Origin of the sequence: Rhodococcus sp. YH3-3 (assembly GCF_001653035.1) — a bacterium.
GTDB classification, from domain to species: Bacteria; Actinomycetota; Actinomycetes; order Mycobacteriales; family Mycobacteriaceae; genus Rhodococcus_F; species Rhodococcus_F qingshengii.
In genome coordinates this window covers 1,481,019-1,495,585 of the sequence record NZ_BCWH01000002.1, presented here as the reverse complement: position 1 = coordinate 1,495,585, position 14,567 = coordinate 1,481,019, and the positions used below count along the sequence as shown (strand labels likewise).

Annotated in this window: 19 protein-coding genes and 1 tRNA gene; 6 read left to right on the top strand and 14 right to left on the bottom strand. The window is 61.6% G+C overall.

Annotated features, from left to right (window positions below):
* Positions 1 to 33 precede the first annotated feature (33 nt).
* The 4 genes from YH3_RS19940 to YH3_RS19925 all read right to left on the bottom strand — a co-directional run bounded on the left by YH3_RS19940 (position 34) and on the right by YH3_RS19925 (position 3,318).
* A complete protein-coding gene (locus YH3_RS19940) occupies positions 34 to 1,668 on the bottom strand; it encodes a BCCT family transporter (RefSeq protein ID WP_003946258.1) in 1,635 nt (544 codons plus the stop codon).
* Between the two features lie 84 nt (positions 1,669 to 1,752).
* Positions 1,753 to 2,184 carry a DoxX family protein gene (locus YH3_RS19935; RefSeq protein ID WP_003946228.1) on the bottom strand — a complete coding sequence of 144 codons (432 nt, stop codon included), beginning with the start codon at positions 2,182 to 2,184 and terminating at the stop codon, positions 1,753 to 1,755.
* 48 nt (positions 2,185 to 2,232) lie between these two features.
* Complete coding sequence (locus YH3_RS19930) at positions 2,233 to 2,592, bottom strand: GntR family transcriptional regulator (protein WP_003946225.1); 360 nt, start codon at positions 2,590 to 2,592, stop codon at positions 2,233 to 2,235.
* A gap of 42 nt (positions 2,593 to 2,634) precedes the next feature.
* Entirely contained in the window at positions 2,635 to 3,318 is a 684-nt protein-coding gene (locus YH3_RS19925) for an SDR family oxidoreductase (RefSeq protein WP_064443910.1), read from the bottom strand.
* A gap of 94 nt (positions 3,319 to 3,412) precedes the next feature.
* Here YH3_RS19925 and arsC point away from each other — a divergent pair, with 94 nt between their 5' ends.
* A complete protein-coding gene (gene arsC / locus YH3_RS19920) occupies positions 3,413 to 3,766 on the top strand; it encodes an arsenate reductase (glutaredoxin) (RefSeq protein ID WP_064443909.1) in 354 nt (117 codons plus the stop codon).
* A 13-nt stretch (positions 3,767 to 3,779) separates the two neighbouring features.
* Here the strand turns inward: arsC and arcA are convergent, their stop codons facing one another.
* Positions 3,780 to 4,997 carry an arginine deiminase gene (gene arcA, locus YH3_RS19915; protein WP_003946210.1) on the bottom strand — a complete coding sequence of 406 codons (1,218 nt, stop codon included), beginning with the start codon at positions 4,995 to 4,997 and terminating at the stop codon, positions 3,780 to 3,782.
* Positions 4,998 to 5,096: 99 nt separating this feature from the next.
* Between arcA and YH3_RS19910 the strand changes: the two genes are divergently transcribed.
* Both YH3_RS19910 and soxR read left to right on the top strand, forming a co-directional pair.
* Complete coding sequence (locus YH3_RS19910) at positions 5,097 to 5,585, top strand: FABP family protein (RefSeq protein ID WP_003946270.1); 489 nt, start codon at positions 5,097 to 5,099, stop codon at positions 5,583 to 5,585.
* Between the two features lie 5 nt (positions 5,586 to 5,590).
* Entirely contained in the window at positions 5,591 to 6,070 is a 480-nt protein-coding gene (gene soxR, locus YH3_RS19905; RefSeq protein ID WP_064443908.1) for a redox-sensitive transcriptional activator SoxR, read from the top strand.
* Here soxR and YH3_RS19900 read toward each other — a convergent pair.
* From YH3_RS19900 to YH3_RS36110, 3 genes are all read right to left on the bottom strand, one after another.
* Positions 6,056 to 6,538: a DUF2505 domain-containing protein gene (locus tag YH3_RS19900; protein ID WP_030536322.1), complete on the bottom strand. Its 483-nt coding sequence runs from the start codon at positions 6,536 to 6,538 to the stop codon at positions 6,056 to 6,058. The genes soxR and YH3_RS19900 overlap by 15 nt on opposite strands.
* A gap of 48 nt (positions 6,539 to 6,586) precedes the next feature.
* Positions 6,587 to 7,432, bottom strand: a complete 846-nt coding sequence (locus YH3_RS19895) for an SDR family oxidoreductase (protein WP_064443907.1) — start codon at positions 7,430 to 7,432, stop codon at positions 6,587 to 6,589.
* A 145-nt stretch (positions 7,433 to 7,577) separates the two neighbouring features.
* Positions 7,578 to 7,733 carry a hypothetical protein gene (locus YH3_RS36110; RefSeq protein WP_003946253.1) on the bottom strand — a complete coding sequence of 52 codons (156 nt, stop codon included), beginning with the start codon at positions 7,731 to 7,733 and terminating at the stop codon, positions 7,578 to 7,580.
* Positions 7,734 to 8,212: 479 nt separating this feature from the next.
* Here YH3_RS36110 and YH3_RS19880 point away from each other — a divergent pair, with 479 nt between their 5' ends.
* A complete protein-coding gene (locus YH3_RS19880) occupies positions 8,213 to 8,629 on the top strand; it encodes a helix-turn-helix domain-containing protein (RefSeq protein ID WP_003946231.1) in 417 nt (138 codons plus the stop codon).
* 60 nt (positions 8,630 to 8,689) lie between these two features.
* Here the strand turns inward: YH3_RS19880 and YH3_RS19875 are convergent, their stop codons facing one another.
* Both YH3_RS19875 and YH3_RS19870 read right to left on the bottom strand, forming a co-directional pair.
* Positions 8,690 to 9,691, bottom strand: coding sequence for a hypothetical protein (locus YH3_RS19875; RefSeq protein WP_003946245.1), 1,002 nt, complete (start codon positions 9,689 to 9,691; stop codon positions 8,690 to 8,692).
* On the bottom strand, positions 9,688 to 10,188 hold the full coding sequence (locus YH3_RS19870; protein WP_003946241.1) for an ImmA/IrrE family metallo-endopeptidase: 501 nt from the start codon (positions 10,186 to 10,188) through the stop codon (positions 9,688 to 9,690). The genes YH3_RS19875 and YH3_RS19870 overlap by 4 nt, the downstream gene beginning before the upstream one ends.
* Positions 10,189 to 10,878: 690 nt before the next feature.
* Here YH3_RS19870 and YH3_RS36105 point away from each other — a divergent pair.
* Together YH3_RS36105 and YH3_RS36100 are read left to right on the top strand one after the other, a co-directional pair.
* On the top strand, positions 10,879 to 11,274 hold the full coding sequence (locus YH3_RS36105; protein WP_064443906.1) for a hypothetical protein: 396 nt from the start codon (positions 10,879 to 10,881) through the stop codon (positions 11,272 to 11,274).
* 8 nt (positions 11,275 to 11,282) lie between these two features.
* Positions 11,283 to 11,519 (top strand): hypothetical protein, encoded by a 237-nt coding sequence (locus tag YH3_RS36100; RefSeq protein ID WP_238592660.1) that lies wholly within the window; start codon positions 11,283 to 11,285, stop codon positions 11,517 to 11,519.
* Positions 11,520 to 11,811: 292 nt separating this feature from the next.
* On the opposite strand, the gene YH3_RS19855 is transcribed toward YH3_RS36100, so the two are convergent.
* The 4 genes from YH3_RS19855 to glp all read right to left on the bottom strand — a co-directional run.
* Positions 11,812 to 11,887 (bottom strand) — tRNA-Ala (locus YH3_RS19855).
* 102 nt (positions 11,888 to 11,989) lie between these two features.
* Complete coding sequence (gene glpR, locus YH3_RS19850) at positions 11,990 to 12,724, bottom strand: gephyrin-like molybdotransferase receptor GlpR (RefSeq protein ID WP_007727521.1); 735 nt, start codon at positions 12,722 to 12,724, stop codon at positions 11,990 to 11,992.
* 267 nt (positions 12,725 to 12,991) lie between these two features.
* Positions 12,992 to 13,627, bottom strand: a complete 636-nt coding sequence (locus tag YH3_RS19845; RefSeq protein WP_007727523.1) for a GNAT family N-acetyltransferase — start codon at positions 13,625 to 13,627, stop codon at positions 12,992 to 12,994.
* A 21-nt stretch (positions 13,628 to 13,648) separates the two neighbouring features.
* On the bottom strand, positions 13,649 to 14,567 hold a 919-nt coding region (gene glp, locus YH3_RS19840; protein ID WP_238592659.1), incomplete at its 5' end, for a gephyrin-like molybdotransferase Glp.

Below are 14,567 nucleotides of genomic sequence, written 5' to 3'. Positions count from 1 at the left end.
CCTTCACGGTTCAAGTCCTACTCCGCTCAAGTCCTACTCCACTGACTTACCCACACGGCGTCCTCGGCGCGGGCGTAGGAGAGCACGTTTCTGCTCCTTCGCCGCAATGATGATCGGGTCGTGCGAAAGATCCTTGTACAGCGAGAAGCACAGTCCGATCATGACCAGCACGAACGGCGCCGCAGCGATGATCGTCATGGTCTGCAAGCCGTCGAGCGCTTCGGAACCACCGGTCCACAGCAGAAGCGCCGCGACGCCACCGGTCAACATGCCCCAGAACACCACGACCCAGCGACTCGGTTCGAGCGTTCCGCGCTGCGAGAGCGTCCCCATCACCATCGACGCAGCGTCGGCGCCGGAGACGAAGAACACTGCGACGAGCAGCATGACCAGGACAGTCGTCACTCCGGCCAACGGCAGATTGTCGAGCATGCCGAACAGTTGAGCCTCTTCCGAGCCTCGGCCGGACAAGCCGATTCCGTCGCGTTCCTCACCGATGCCTGCGCCGCCGAAGATCGCGAACCAGAGCAAGCTGACAGTCGTGGGAACGGCGATGACGCCGACGATGAACTGGCGGATCGTGCGGCCGCGGCTGATGCGGGCCAGGAACATGCCGACGAACGGCGTCCAGGACACCCACCATGCCCAGTAGAAGATCGTCCACGACGAAAGCCACGCGCCGGTTTCAGGATTCGACGATGCACCCGTGCGGGCCGACATCTGGGCGAGGTCGGAAACGTATGCACCAATGGTCGTCGGGAGCAGATTGAGAATCAGCACGGTCGGCCCGAGAACGAACACGAACAGGGCCAAGATCAGCGCTAGCACCATGTTGATGTTGGAGAGCCACTGAATTCCCTTGGCCACACCGGAAACTGCCGAAGCGACGAACGCCAGGGTCAGCACCGCAACGATGGCCACGAGCAGGAATACGCCGGCTTCTTCCATCCAGCCGACTACCTCGAAACCGGAGCCGATCTGAAGTGCGCCGAGCCCCAAAGATGCTGCGGTGCCGAAAAGTGTCGCAAAGATTGCCAGGATGTCGATGACCTTGCCGATCGGCCCTTCGGCTTTGCGACCGAGCAACGGGATGAAGGCCGAACTGAACAGTTGCTTGCGTCCTCGGCGATATGACCCGTACGCAATGGCAAGGCCCACAACGGCATACATCGCCCAAGGATGAAGACCCCAGTGAAACATGGTGGTAGCCATGGCAGTTCCGACGCCACCGTCGGTACCGGGAGGCGGAGTCACGTAGTGCGCAAGCGGTTCCGCGACACCGAAGAACATCAGGCCGATGCCCATGCCGGCGCTGAACATCATGGCGATCCAGCTGACGGTTCGGAACTCGGGCTTCTCACCGTCTTTGCCCAGCGGAATGTCGCCGAATCGACTGACAGCGAGGTAGATGGAAAACAGCACGAAAGCCGAAGCTGCGAGTACGAAGAGCCAGCCGATGTTCGTCACCAACCAGCCGAGAACACTTCCGGTTACCGAGTTCAGGTTGTCGGGAGCTACGAGACCCCACACGACAATAGCCAGCACCGCTGCGGCCGCCACGGAAAACACCACGTAGTCGGTCCGAACGCCTACCCGAGTAAAGCCCGTCTCCGGGCGCTCTTCGTTGGCCCCGGAATCTTGTTCGGATCGATCAGATTTCGTCACCATAGATGACTACGTTCGTCACTTTGTGGGCCAAAAGCAAGCTGGAAGGCGGGCTCAACAGCCGTTGAACCCGCCTTCTCACCCCGATCAAGCTGGGGTTTTAACCCAACCGTTGCCCTTGCCGATCAATCCGTCGATGCTGATGCGTCCTGCGCCGATAACAGCGATCAAGAGCGAACCGACACCGAGTGCGACGACGAGTTCATAGCCGCCGTTGTCTATGAAGACGCCCTTGTCGGCGTGCACGATGAAGAACGCGCCGACCATGTCGAGGAACAGCAGTGCGCCGACGAGCGGGGTCAGCAGACCCGCGATGAGCAGGATGCCGCCACCGAGTTCGATGGATGCTGCCAGAACTGCAGAAATCTTGGGGAGCGGGGCGCCCATCCCTTCGAATGCGGCCTGCGTTCCGGCGATCTTGTAGGTGAAGAACTTCTGCCAACCGTGGGCGATGAAGATGATCCCGAGGCCGACACGGGCGATGAGGAGTCCGAGGTCACGAGCAATCGACGAATTCATGAGCCAAGACTGACAGCTTTAAGTTGAAGCGTCAACTTAATCAATGTGTCACGCACCTCTCAATGCCGACTCCACCATGGCGACGATCTCAGTGTCGGAGTACCCGAGCGAGCGGACCTTATGCGCAAACGCGGTCGCCGCCTGCTCCGCCTGCGCCTGCACCGGATCGGTCCCCGAAGCGATGAACGTCCCTTGCTTTCCCCTCGTCTCGATCACGCCCTGATCGCTGAGCGCGCGATAAGCCTTCGCGACGGTGTTGGCCGCCAATCCCAGCTCCGAAGCCAATGCACGCACCGTCGGGATCTTGGTTCCCGCAATCAATCCGCCGCCGTGAACCTGCTCGATAATCTGTTGCCGCAGTTGGTCGTACGGAGCTGTGGAGGAATCGTGTTCGATCGCGATCTTCATCGTCACCCTCGTCGTATCTTCTCGGTCACAGCATCTTCTCTCTCACAAACCCTCGATCGCTTCGCGGATCGTATGCGGGCCGGAGGTCAGAACCAATATCTTGCCGACACTGGACGGCGCGTCGATGAGCGCTTCGATCACTGCGGCGACATCTGCACGAGGCACAGAGCCTCGATCGACGGGTGGCTCTGCAAGAAGGACTTCACCGGTGGGGTCGTCGTCTGTCAGAAGGCCTGGCCGAAGAATCGTCCAATCCAGCGAAGTCCTTGTCTTCAGGTCTTCCTCTGCCGCAGTCTTCGCCCGCAGGTAGGCGGGAAAAACCTCGTCGGTGTTCTCCGGTATTTCGTCACCAGCACCCATGGCGCTGATCTGTATGAACCGACGCACTCCCGCTTTCTCGGCGGCATCGGCCAACAGCACCGCCGCAGCTCGGTCTACGGAGTCCTTCCGCTCGATCGAGCTACCAGGTCCGGCGCCCGCGGCGAAGACCGCGACGTCGGCACCGTCGAGTACTTTCGCAACTTCCTCGACCGTGGAGGATTCCAGATCGATCACCACGGGGAACGCGCCGAGTGTGCGGACCGCACCCTCGTGCGCGGAGTTGCGGATCAGCGCTACCGGCCGATCACCATGTCCTGCCAGCAGGTACGTCAGGTGCTGCGCGATCTTGCCGTGCCCACCGGCAATGACCACGCGCCGTTCGTCCACACTTCGATGTTCCGTCATCGTTTTCTCCTCACAAGTCGGTACTTCAAGTGCAGCGCGCCGGAGGTGTCCGTTGTTCCCCTGTTTGTCCCACGAGTTCGGACACAGAGGCAGAATGACGGACATGGCATCTGCAACCATCTTCCACAATCAACGGTGCAACACGTCGCGGACTGTTCTCGGACTTATCCGCGACGCCGGCATCGAACCGACCATTGTGAAGTACCTCGATACTCCGCCTACCCGATCCGAGCTGGAAAAACTCCTCGCCGACGCAAGCCTCGAGCCCAGCCAAGCCGTTCGCAAGCGCGAAACGCAGTTCAAGGAACTCGGGCTCGCCGATGCATCCGAGTCCGAGATCCTCGACGCGATGATCGAGCACCCAATTCTGATCGAACGCCCGTTCGTGGTCACCGACAAAGGCACCGTCCTCGCGCGGCCTGCAGCCAAGGTGGAAGAAATTCTCTGACAGCGTCGACGGCTTACAGCGGATCGCGGGCGATCGGGCAGGACATGCACCGAGGACCACCTCGGCCGGACCCCAGTTCCGAACCCGCGATTCGCAAAACCTCGATACCCGAGGCCTCCAGCCTGGCGTTCGTTTCGACGTTGCGCTCGTAAGCGACGACGACGCCAGGCTCGACGGCGAGGGTGTTGTTTCCGTCGTCCCACTGCTCACGCTCGGCAGTCACCGTGTCGAGTCCGGTGTCGATCACACGCAGTTTTCCGATTCCCATGGCGTCGGCCGCCGCTTCGAGGAACGGCGTCGCACCGCGAATACTCACCCCGTCGTCTTCCTTGCGCAGAGTGAACGCCGCCAGGGTGTCCTGAATGGCCGGATACATGACGACCGCGTCGGCCTCGACCATGGTGCAGACCGTGTCGAGATGCATCGACGCTCGGCGTTGCTCGATCGGAACAACCAACACCGTGTGGGCGAGACCGTCGTCGAACACGCTACGCGCCAATGCTTCTGCTCCGGCGGGTGACGTACGTTCACCGACACCGATTGCGATCACCCCCGGCGCGAGAAGCAGCACGTCACCTCCCTCGACAGGAGCCGTGTGCGACTCGTACGCGCGGCGCACGCCTTTGAATCGAGGGTGATGCGCGTAGACGAGATCCGTTATCGAGGATTCGCGAGCTCGCGCTGACAACGCCAAGGACGTGATGATGACCCGTGGCCCGACCCAGAAAGACGAATCACGGGTGAAGAGCAAGTTGGGCAACGGGTCGATCACGAAGTCACCGCCGTGATGCATCCTGCGCACCAACGAGGTCGAGTCGGCATCGATCGGCAATTCGTCGAACGTCATTCCTGCAGTAAGGATCGACGAAAGCTCCTTCGGCTCCACCTTTCGCAGGTAGGCGGCCAGGTGTTGCCCGAGCGCGTGGCCGATCTTGCGTGCGTCCACGGCGGCCGCGATTCCCTGGATCCTCGCTGCGCCACTGACCTCGAGCGCCTCGGTGAGGAGATCGGACAAAAGCAGTACCTCGACGCCGCGCTCACGAAGGACGGTCGCAAACTGATCGTGTTCCTCCTGCGCGCGGTCCACCCACGGCAACGCGTCGAACAGCAGCTCGTCGTTGTTGCGCGGAGTCAATCGTTTCAACTCGTCGCCAGGACGATGAAGAATGACCGATCGCAATCGGCCCACCTCGGAATCGACACCGAGGGGGACGGAGCCAGAAGCGTTCATGAGTGAACACTAATCCCGTAGGCCCCACCCAGCAGGGATAAGCAGCTGTCGTACCGGCCCGCGTAACGTCTGATCCGACGCAGGCGAGAGGACCAGGCAATGAGTAGTACGGATCAGGCGGCGCTGAACGGCGCCGGAATCGAGAGGTTCACCGGGCGCTGGGTCGGCGCTGGAGCCGGACATTTCCCCACCATCGACGACTTCGAGTACTCCGAGGAGATCGAGTTCGCGCCCACCCCGAAACCGTTTCTCACCTACTCGTCGCGCACTCGTGGGCTCCCCGACGGACGACCGCTTCACATGGAATCGGGATACCTGCGCCCAACACCGGGTGGTGAGCTCGAATTGCTGGTCAGCCAGCCCACCGGATTCGTCGAGATCCATCGCGGCACCCTCGACTCCGAAGGCACTCTCGCCTTGACCCGTCTCACGCTCGCAGCATCGCCCGACGCAAAACCGGTTCACGACGTTCGGCGAGTCATGCGCGTTCAGGGCGACACGCTGACATACGACCTGTGGATGGCGCACGGCGACACCCCGCTGACGCATCATCTCCACGCCACCCTCCACCGCGCGACGGACCGGTAGTCGCCATGGAGATGCCGTCGTGGAAGGCAAAGGAACTCACGCCCGGCCAGCTCTCCGAGCGCAGCGGTGTCGCCGTCTCGGCCCTGCATTTCTACGAACGAGAAGGCCTCATCGTCAGTCGCCGGACCAGCGGAAACCAGCGCCGATACCAACGAGACACGCTTCGACGCGTCGCCTTCATCAGAGTCTCGCAACGCGTCGGCATTCCGCTGTCGGAAATCAGAGAGGCCCTCGGCACACTTCCTGAAGGCCGTACCCCGAACCGCGCAGATTGGGAAAGATTGTCGACCGGGTGGCGGCGCCACCTCGATCTACGCATCGAGCAACTGGAACGTCTACGGGACAACCTCACCGGTTGCATCGGTTGCGGGTGCCTCTCGTTGGAGGGGTGCGCCCTCGCCAACCCGCACGATCAACTCGCATCCGCCGGCCCGGGTGCGCGCGTTCTGGAAGTAGATTTCGGTGCAGGCTCAGGCGAGAAATGACTCGACGGCGTCCCGATCGCGCCCCAGCAAGTCCTCGACGGTCTTCTTCAGCAACTTCTCGATCTGGCCGCCGATGATCGGCATCTTCACCTCAGCCGTTCCGTCGACGACCAACCGCGTGCAGGACTCGGCGGCGGTGAGATCGAGCGTCGTCTCGATTCGGATCGGCAGTCCCCGCGCGATTCCGGTGACCGACCCTGCTGCACGCCCGTCCGACAGAGGTCCCCACCGATCGACCCGTTTCAGACCGAGCCGACTCGGCGCAACCTTGGCGACCAGGCTCGGGAGGGAGGCGGAGTCGATTTCCTCGGACACGGATACTTCGATCGATCCGTCTCGAACTTCGATGTCCGAGGTGGCATAAAGGTCTCCGAGTCTGCCTTTCCAATAATTCGGGTCGGTCAAAGTTCGATGCACGTCGTCGATCGGATATTTGAATTCGATATCGAAGTGAAAACTCTTCGGCATGACTTTGGTCCCTATTCGACTAGATAAAAGTCCCGGCGGAGTTAACGCTCATCGCTTGAGCAATTTACTGAACTGGTCGTTCGCTTTTTGCATCACGAACTCGTAAGGCAGGGCGAATTTGCGCGCCCACCAGTATCCGAATCGGATGTCAATGGACGTATATACGAGGTACGTATTCTTCTCGATTCCCCGCAGAATGCACGACGCCACCTTCTCCGGGGAGACAGCACGCGCCTCGAACCGGTGCGTGAGTTTTTCGACCCGCGGGTCGTTCCTGTCGATACCCGCTATTTCCACGGTTCCCACCAATGGCGTCTTCACCCCACCCGGCACAACCAGACTGACCCCGATTCCGTGCCGCTTCAGATCGAATCGCAGCACCTCGGACACCCCGCGAAGGCCGAACTTGCTCGCACTGTAGGCGGCGTGCCACGGCAGGGCCAAAAGTCCGGCAGCCGAAGACACGTTGACCAGGTGTCCACCCTTGCCGGCACGAATCATGGGTGGAACAAACGTCTCCATGACATGGATCGGCCCCATCAGGTTGACGTCCACCATGGACTTCCAATGCCGATGTTCGAGGTTCTCGATAGTTCCCCACGCTGAAATGCCGGCGATATTCATGACGACATCCATCGAAGAAAATTGAGTGTGAATCTCGGTACCGAATTTCACGACCTCGTCGTAGTCCGAGATATCGAGTGCCTTCGCCATGCTGACCGTGCCGCCGCCGGCGCCGACCATCGCGACCGTCTCTTCCAATCCGACGCTGTTGATATCGGTGAGAAACAATTCGGCGCCGACCTCTGATGCACGCAGCGCAGTTGCACGTCCAATTCCACTACCGGCGCCGGTGATCAGGCATTTCTTGCCGTCGAGCGACCTTACAGACATGGATGAACACTCCCCCGCACTCGTACTGTGGACATGCGGGAAAGTCTACGCACGCACGGTGCGGCCGCCCTGAAACACGCAAGACGACCTGCGGGGCACGGCCGTACTCCGCGCAAACACCGCACAGAGACGACCGCAGCGAGCACTAGAGACGCTGCATCATCTGCTCTTGATAGCCCTTGACCGTACGGTCGAGTTCTTCCGCCGCTACATCGTCCCCACGCTTGCGTGCGTCGTGGGCTCGATCCTGAATTTCACGGATTGCGCGGCGCAATTCATCATCGCTCATCGTGTGTTTCATGTCACAATTCTGCACCCACTCGGAGGGTTTAGCTAGCACAGATCGCAATCCGGCAAACCGTTCAAGGTTCAACCCCGAGGTGATCCGCATGACATCGCAACCAGCCACCCTGATCGCGACCCTAAACCTTCAAACATCGCTTGAACTGCAGTTTTTCAATCGAAATAGTTGTGAAAAACCAGGCTAACGCATAGCTAATATCGCCAAAACGGGTAAAAGGTTTGATATTGGGCGGATTGGCCAAGTACTGGAAGGTTCGAATAGCGCAGTCGTAGCTGCACATTTCCGTGTGGCGGAAACTCAATGTGCGCTGAGACATAGCTGAGCACTCATTGGGCGGACGAATCGAATCTCGGACACATTTGACAACTAGTCCACTAAACAGACTACGGTGAGCTACCGATCGGTTATCCGCGTGATACCGTAGGATTCACTGAACGGACAATTGCTAGCTAGAGAGGATTACGGGGCGGTTCACAATGGCTGACTTTGCAGAACGATTGAACAAACTGTTCGACAGTGTTCATCCTCCGGGGCGCAAACCCCATACCAACGCCGAGGTTGCGGCAGCGCTCATCGAAGACGGCCATCAGATCTCCAAGCCGTACATCTCGCAGCTCCGCTCGGGACAGCGCACCAACCCCTCAGACGAGACAGTCGCAGCCTTCGCCCGGTTCTTCAAGGTGAAGCCCGACTACTTCTTCAACGACATCTACGCAGCCAAGATCGATCACGATCTCGAACTGCTCTCACAGCTCCAAGGCTACGGGCTTCGCCGCCTCTCCAGCCGTGCATTCGACCTCTCGGAAGAATCGCAGAATCTACTCACCACGATGGCTGAAAAGCTCCGCGCGAGTGAAGGTTTGCCAGAGGTTCCGCCTGACGCGTCACGCTGATGTGACCGTGCTGAAGCACTGACTCGATCTCGAGCACTGCAATGACATGGAGTAGGTCGACTACGAACGTCGACCTACTTTTGTCGTTTCATCGAGTTCTTTCGCCAACAACAACACCCATCGGCGCGCCGACATCTTCTCAGGAGGCGCAATCCACCTGGTGTCCAACACATCCGAGGCCAAGGGATCGGCGATCCACCCCGCCAAAATCCCCGCGTGTGCAGTGACGGCCCGCGGCGGTTCCTGACCACCGACGTCGAACATCCCGGCGCCGGACTGGATGTACATCGCATCCATGATCTGCGCGATCATGTCCGATGCCCGCAGCACAGACGTACTCCCGGCGCTGTCCGCGTCGACTACCTCGGGGAATCGCTTGACGAGAAGCGCGTGCATCCGCCGCAGCCGGTACAGATCTCGTCGCGCACGTAACCAGGTCTCGAGAAGCACCCACGTGATGCCCAGCGCAATCAGAACACTCGAGGCAGCGATGAACCACACCCCTGCGCCCGTCCAGATATCCGATTCGAGTGCGCCGGTGCCACCGATCGATTCGACAAGCATCACGACGACCACGACGAGCAGGATCGACGAACCGGTCACGATCAACGCGATTCCGCGCCCCAACGGCGCCCACGCAACGTGCCGTAGCCCCGTCGAAATGACAAGGGACAGAGCGACGATGATAAAGATCAGAGCCGGCGCCGGGTAGCCGAAGAGAACCGCGATCGCCACCAGGAGCCCCACCGAGTACAGCACGGTGGCGAGGCCGCGCATAGCCGGACGTGACATCACCGGCCACGCAGACACGGCGCCGACTGCACTGGCCGCAGACAACGCTGTCCACAAGACGATGACGATCATCGCGGCGGCATGCTGCTCCGGCGCAATGCGATCGACGATGTCCCATACCGCCGGCACCATGACCGTCGACGACAATGCGACCGAGAAGCCTGCAAAGACCATCGACATTCGCAACGGCGTCGCGGTGCGCGCGACAACTCGACCCAGTCTCGCGCCGGCTGCAACCCAGACGAGAAGGGCCACAGCCCAAAAGATCATCCGATCGCCTCGTCGTACCGCAACACCGACAGCGGTGTCCCACGGCCACTCATCGTTCGCAGACGCATGATCAACATCGACGCGAACGTCTCGGCTTCCCACTCCGCGATGTCGTCCATCGGCACGGGTTCGTTGCGCCGCAGAGAACGTTGACTCAACATGTAGGCGATCAAATCGTCACTGACCTCGAGCGTCGCCTCGGCGATCTCGGCACCCTCGTGGCGAAACACTATGTGCCCCAACTCATGTGCCAGAGTCCGCTCGACATTGGGTAGTCCGGGAGCCAAAACGATGACGTCGTGGTCGTCGTAGGCCCGGCGCTGACCGCACACTCCGGTGGCGAGAGGGGTTTCCAGATCGATCTCGATCGGGCGCCCACGCTCGCGGGCGACTGTCTGCACCACCGTCAGCAGTGACACTGCCTCCGACGACGCTGCTGCGTCGCATACGGCATCCACCGCGGCCAGAACGCGGCGATGTGAACGTCTGTCCGGCACGACTCACGCACCTCCCTGTGATCCGGGTGCCAGGAATTCGGCACGCGCGGCAGCCAATCGCGCCTTCTGCAGCGATGCTCCGCGGAAAGTCAGTGCTCCCGCACCGGCCGCTACCACTGCCATTCCGCCTACACCGCCGGCGACGGCGGCGGCGTTGAGAATCGGCGGAAGCCCTTGAGTGAACGCCGTCGGAAATGCCTGCGGGTTGTCAGTCGGAGCCGCGACGTTCGGAACGTTCGACGGTACCTGCGGAGCTACGGGTGCGGGTGCGGCCAGAACCTCGGGTGCGGAAGGGGCTGCGACTGCGCCCGGCGCAGCGTTTGCCGGTCCACCGGCAGAGGGTGCAGGCGGTCCACCGGCAGAGGGTGCAGGCGGTCCACCGGCAGAGGGTGCAGGCGCTCCGCCGCCCGCTGACGGTCCCTGCGGATCAGACGGTCCAGCCGGCGGAGCCGCTACCGCGGACGACTGCTCGGAACTCGGCTGCGATTCGGAAGGAGACTGTGTCTCGGAGGGTGCTTGGCTCGAAGGACTCTCGGTCTGCGAAGTTGCGTTGGTCGCAGAAGTTGCGTTGGTCGCGGGGGAAGCGCTGCTGCTCGGACGTTGCGACGCCGAAGGGTTGGTCGTGGGCTCAGTCGTGGTCGTGGGATCAGTCGTCGTGGGCTCAGTCGTCGTGGGCTCAGCGCAGTCGTCGTGGTCGGCTCAGTCGTCGTCGGCTCAGTCGTGGTCGTCGGCTCAGTCGTCGTGGTCGGCTCAGTCGTCGTCGGCTCAGTCGTGGTCGTCGGCTCAGTCGTCGTGGTCGGCTCAGTCGTCGTCGGCTCAGTCGTGGTCGTCGGCTCAGTCGTCGTGGTCGGCTCAGTCGTCGTCGGCTCAGTCGTCGTCGGCTCAGTCGTCGTGGGCGGCTCAGTCGTCGTCGGCTCAGTCGTGGTCGTCGGCTCAGTCGTGGTCGTCGGCTCAGTCGTGGTCGTCGGCTCAGTCGTGGTCGTCGGCTCAGTCGTGGTCGTCGGCTCAGTCGTCGTGGGCTCAGTCGTCGTCGGCTCAGTCGTGGTCGGTGTCGGTGTCGGAATTACGGTCGTGCCGCAGTTGTGACGGTGACAATGCCAGCCATAGTTGCCGTTGCCGTTGTTGCCGCCACCGTTGCCGTTGTTGCCGTTGTGACCGCCACCGTTGCCGTTGTTATTGCCGCCGTTGTTGCCGTAATTGCCGTTTCCATTGCCGTTGTTGCCACCACCGCTGTTGCCGCCAGGTTGGGCGGCGACGATGGCGGGGAAGACCGATACGGCAAGGACGCCGATACCCATCAGGCACATCACAGCAACAAGCATCATCGCTAGCCGTCGTGGCTGGCTCATCGACATTCCTCCCCGACACATACGTCCGACCTGCGGAAAACTGCGGCAGACTCACCGTGCCTATCGCACCGGACACACCCTCGTTACATTTCCGGCAAACATGTATCCGCCCAAGGATCATCCCTCACTTGGAAGCTCAACGGTCCGGATCAGCGGTCGCAATCGTATGAAACGGCGCACACTCAGATCGAATCTTCGCAATTCGGGCAGGCCCTGAAAATGCAGGAAAGGGTCGTTCAACTTTCGTTGAAAGACCCTTTTCGCTGGTACTTCTTGGTGGAGCTGAGGGGAATCGAACCCCTGACCTCTTCGATGCGAACGAAGCGCGCTACCAACTGCGCCACAGCCCCGTGCCACCGCCTCAGCGGTGCTCGGCAACTCTAACAGGAACGAATACTCCCGTTGGAATCACCCGACACGAACTTTCGGCCCGACGAGATCGGCCCAGAAGATCACTGACCGGACGCGCGACGCATCTCGGTGTGCCTGATCTCTTCTTCGTAGTGATCCAGGTGATCGAACACCGGATCTTCGTCGTCGACCTCGAGGACAACCGCTCCTGGCCGACGCAGTCGCGCCGGAATCAGGCGAAGCTCTTCGTCGGTGTGCGATTCGACTCCGAGTCGCGAACGGTTGAGGCGTTCGGTACGACGGCGGCGAATCTCTTGCTCGATCCGAACCTGCCGACGCAAGTACGCCATGTACCCGCCGAGGCCGCACACGGTCAGCGCAAATAACCACCACACCATCGGCGAGATGATCAATGCGAGAGCGCCCGAGAGAATCGCGACGAACGCAAGTCCCAGCAATGTCCGCTGACGGAATGCATACCGCGCCTCCCGGGCGATGGCATCCGCTTCGGGGTCGAATCCGCCTCGGCCGCGCCGAACCGGAACAAATTCTCCGACCGGTGCACGACCGCCGGCGTAGTCGTCTTCTGCGTGAGTGTCCATCTGGTCCTCCGCGTCGTAGCTGCTGCGCACTGGTTCTGGTTGCCAGTTCGGATCGCTTCGATGTCCTGCTGCCGGCCCGCGCTGAACAGGGTTGCTGTCGCCGCGGTGAAGTACTCGAGTCGCGAGTGCCGCGTCACTCGTCTGCCGGATCCTGGGGCGCTTGTTGACAAGCATCGGCACCAGGACGAACAGCCACACGGCCACCAGCCCGATCCACACGAATGAGCTAGGCATGCCGCGGCCTCCTCCCGATCACCTACCAGCACCTATGCCAGCCGTTGACGAGTCAAGGTTAACGGCCGACGCCCTCGCATCGTTGCCGACGCGCCGAACCCCACCATACTCATGTGTCACACGCGTACCGAACTGAACTTCCGGTTCAGTCCCAAAAGTCTCAAGTTCTGGTTGAATCAAAAACCACATTTTCCCGCCCGAAAGTAGGACTACTCAGCGGTAACTGCTGTTTAGCTCGCGTTTCTCACGCTTCTGGCGCCGTCTTCGTCACACCCACGAAGCACGTCCGGACCGCACCAATCTGTCGACGACGGTGGTGGGTACTTCCTCGATGGTCATTCCGACCAGAAGATGATCACGCCATTGGCCGTCGACATCGAGGTAGCGCTTGAGAAGACCTTCCTCCCGGAACCCAACGTTTCGTAGGACTGCGCGACTCGACGCGTTCTCCGGCCGAACAGTGGCCTCCACTCGATGCAGACCGACCTTCGAGAATGCGTGATCGAGTGTGAGCGCAACGGCAGCTGTGGCTACGCCCCCACCGGTCACGTGCGAGGCGACCCAATAGCCCACCCAGGCGGACCGCAGAGCGCCGCGCACCACATTTCCGATGGTGACCTGCCCGCAGTACTTCCCGTCGAGTTCGATCACCAGGGGAAGGATCCTGCCCTTGCGCGCTTCGGAGCGAAGGTTTCCGCACAGGGACGGCCAGACGGTGATGTGGTGGCGAGCATCCCACGGCGATTCTCCGGTGGGCTCCCACGGCTCGAGGTGCTCGCGATCGCGAATGCGGAGACGACTCCACACAGCAGCGTCACGGAGCTTCACGGGGCGGACGGTCACCACTCCCGCGGGCACTCGCAGCGGGCCGAGATCTTCCGGCCATCCTGGATGGACTGACATCACACCCCACTCGGGTCGGCGTTACCCACGTTGGGCGAGAAAAGCTACGTCGACTTCTTCACCGATGTGCACTTCGGTGACGTCTCGATCGACCAGAACCAAGCAATTGGCTTCCGCCAAGGTCGCGAGGAGATGTGAGGACGCACCGGGCGCGCCCCCGAGGGCCTGCACGAGGTACTCCCCTGTCGCTTCGTCACGCATCAGCTGACCACGCAGAAAACCCTTGCGATCGGCAATCGACGTGATCGTTCCCACTGTCCGAGCCTTCACTACTCGCCGCATCGGCTGGCGGCGTCCGAGCGCGATTCTGATCAGCGGGCGAACCATGACTTCGAATACCACCAGTGCGCTGACCGGGTTGGACGGTAGGAGAAAGGTCGGAACCTCGTCCCTTCCCAGCTTTCCGAAGCCTTGCACCGATCCCGGATGCATGGCAACGCGCTCCACCTCGAGTGTCCCCAGGTCGGCAAGCGCCTCACGAACCTCGTCGGACGCTCCGCCGCCCACGGCACCGGCGATGACAACGATTTCCGAGCGAATCAGCTGTCCCTCGACTACTTCGCGAAGACGACGAGAGTCGTTGCCTGCGATTCCCACACGGTTGACGTCGGCGCCGGCATCGCGCGCTGCGGCGGCGAGGGCATACGAATTGACGTCGTAAACCTGGCCTGGCCCCGGCGTGCGATCCACGTCGACGAGTTCTCCACCGACGCTGATGACGGAGAGGCGCGGACGGGGATGGACGAGTACTTTGTCGCGGCCGACCGCAGCGAGCAACCCGACCTGTGCGGCTCCGATGATGGTGCCTGCCCGAACGGCCACGTCGCCCGGCTGGACGTCGTCGCCTGCACGGCGAACGTAATCGCCCGAACGCACCGGCTCGAAGATCCGAACGCGAGCGCGACCACCGTCGGTGTTTTCGAGCGGGAGCACGGCGTCG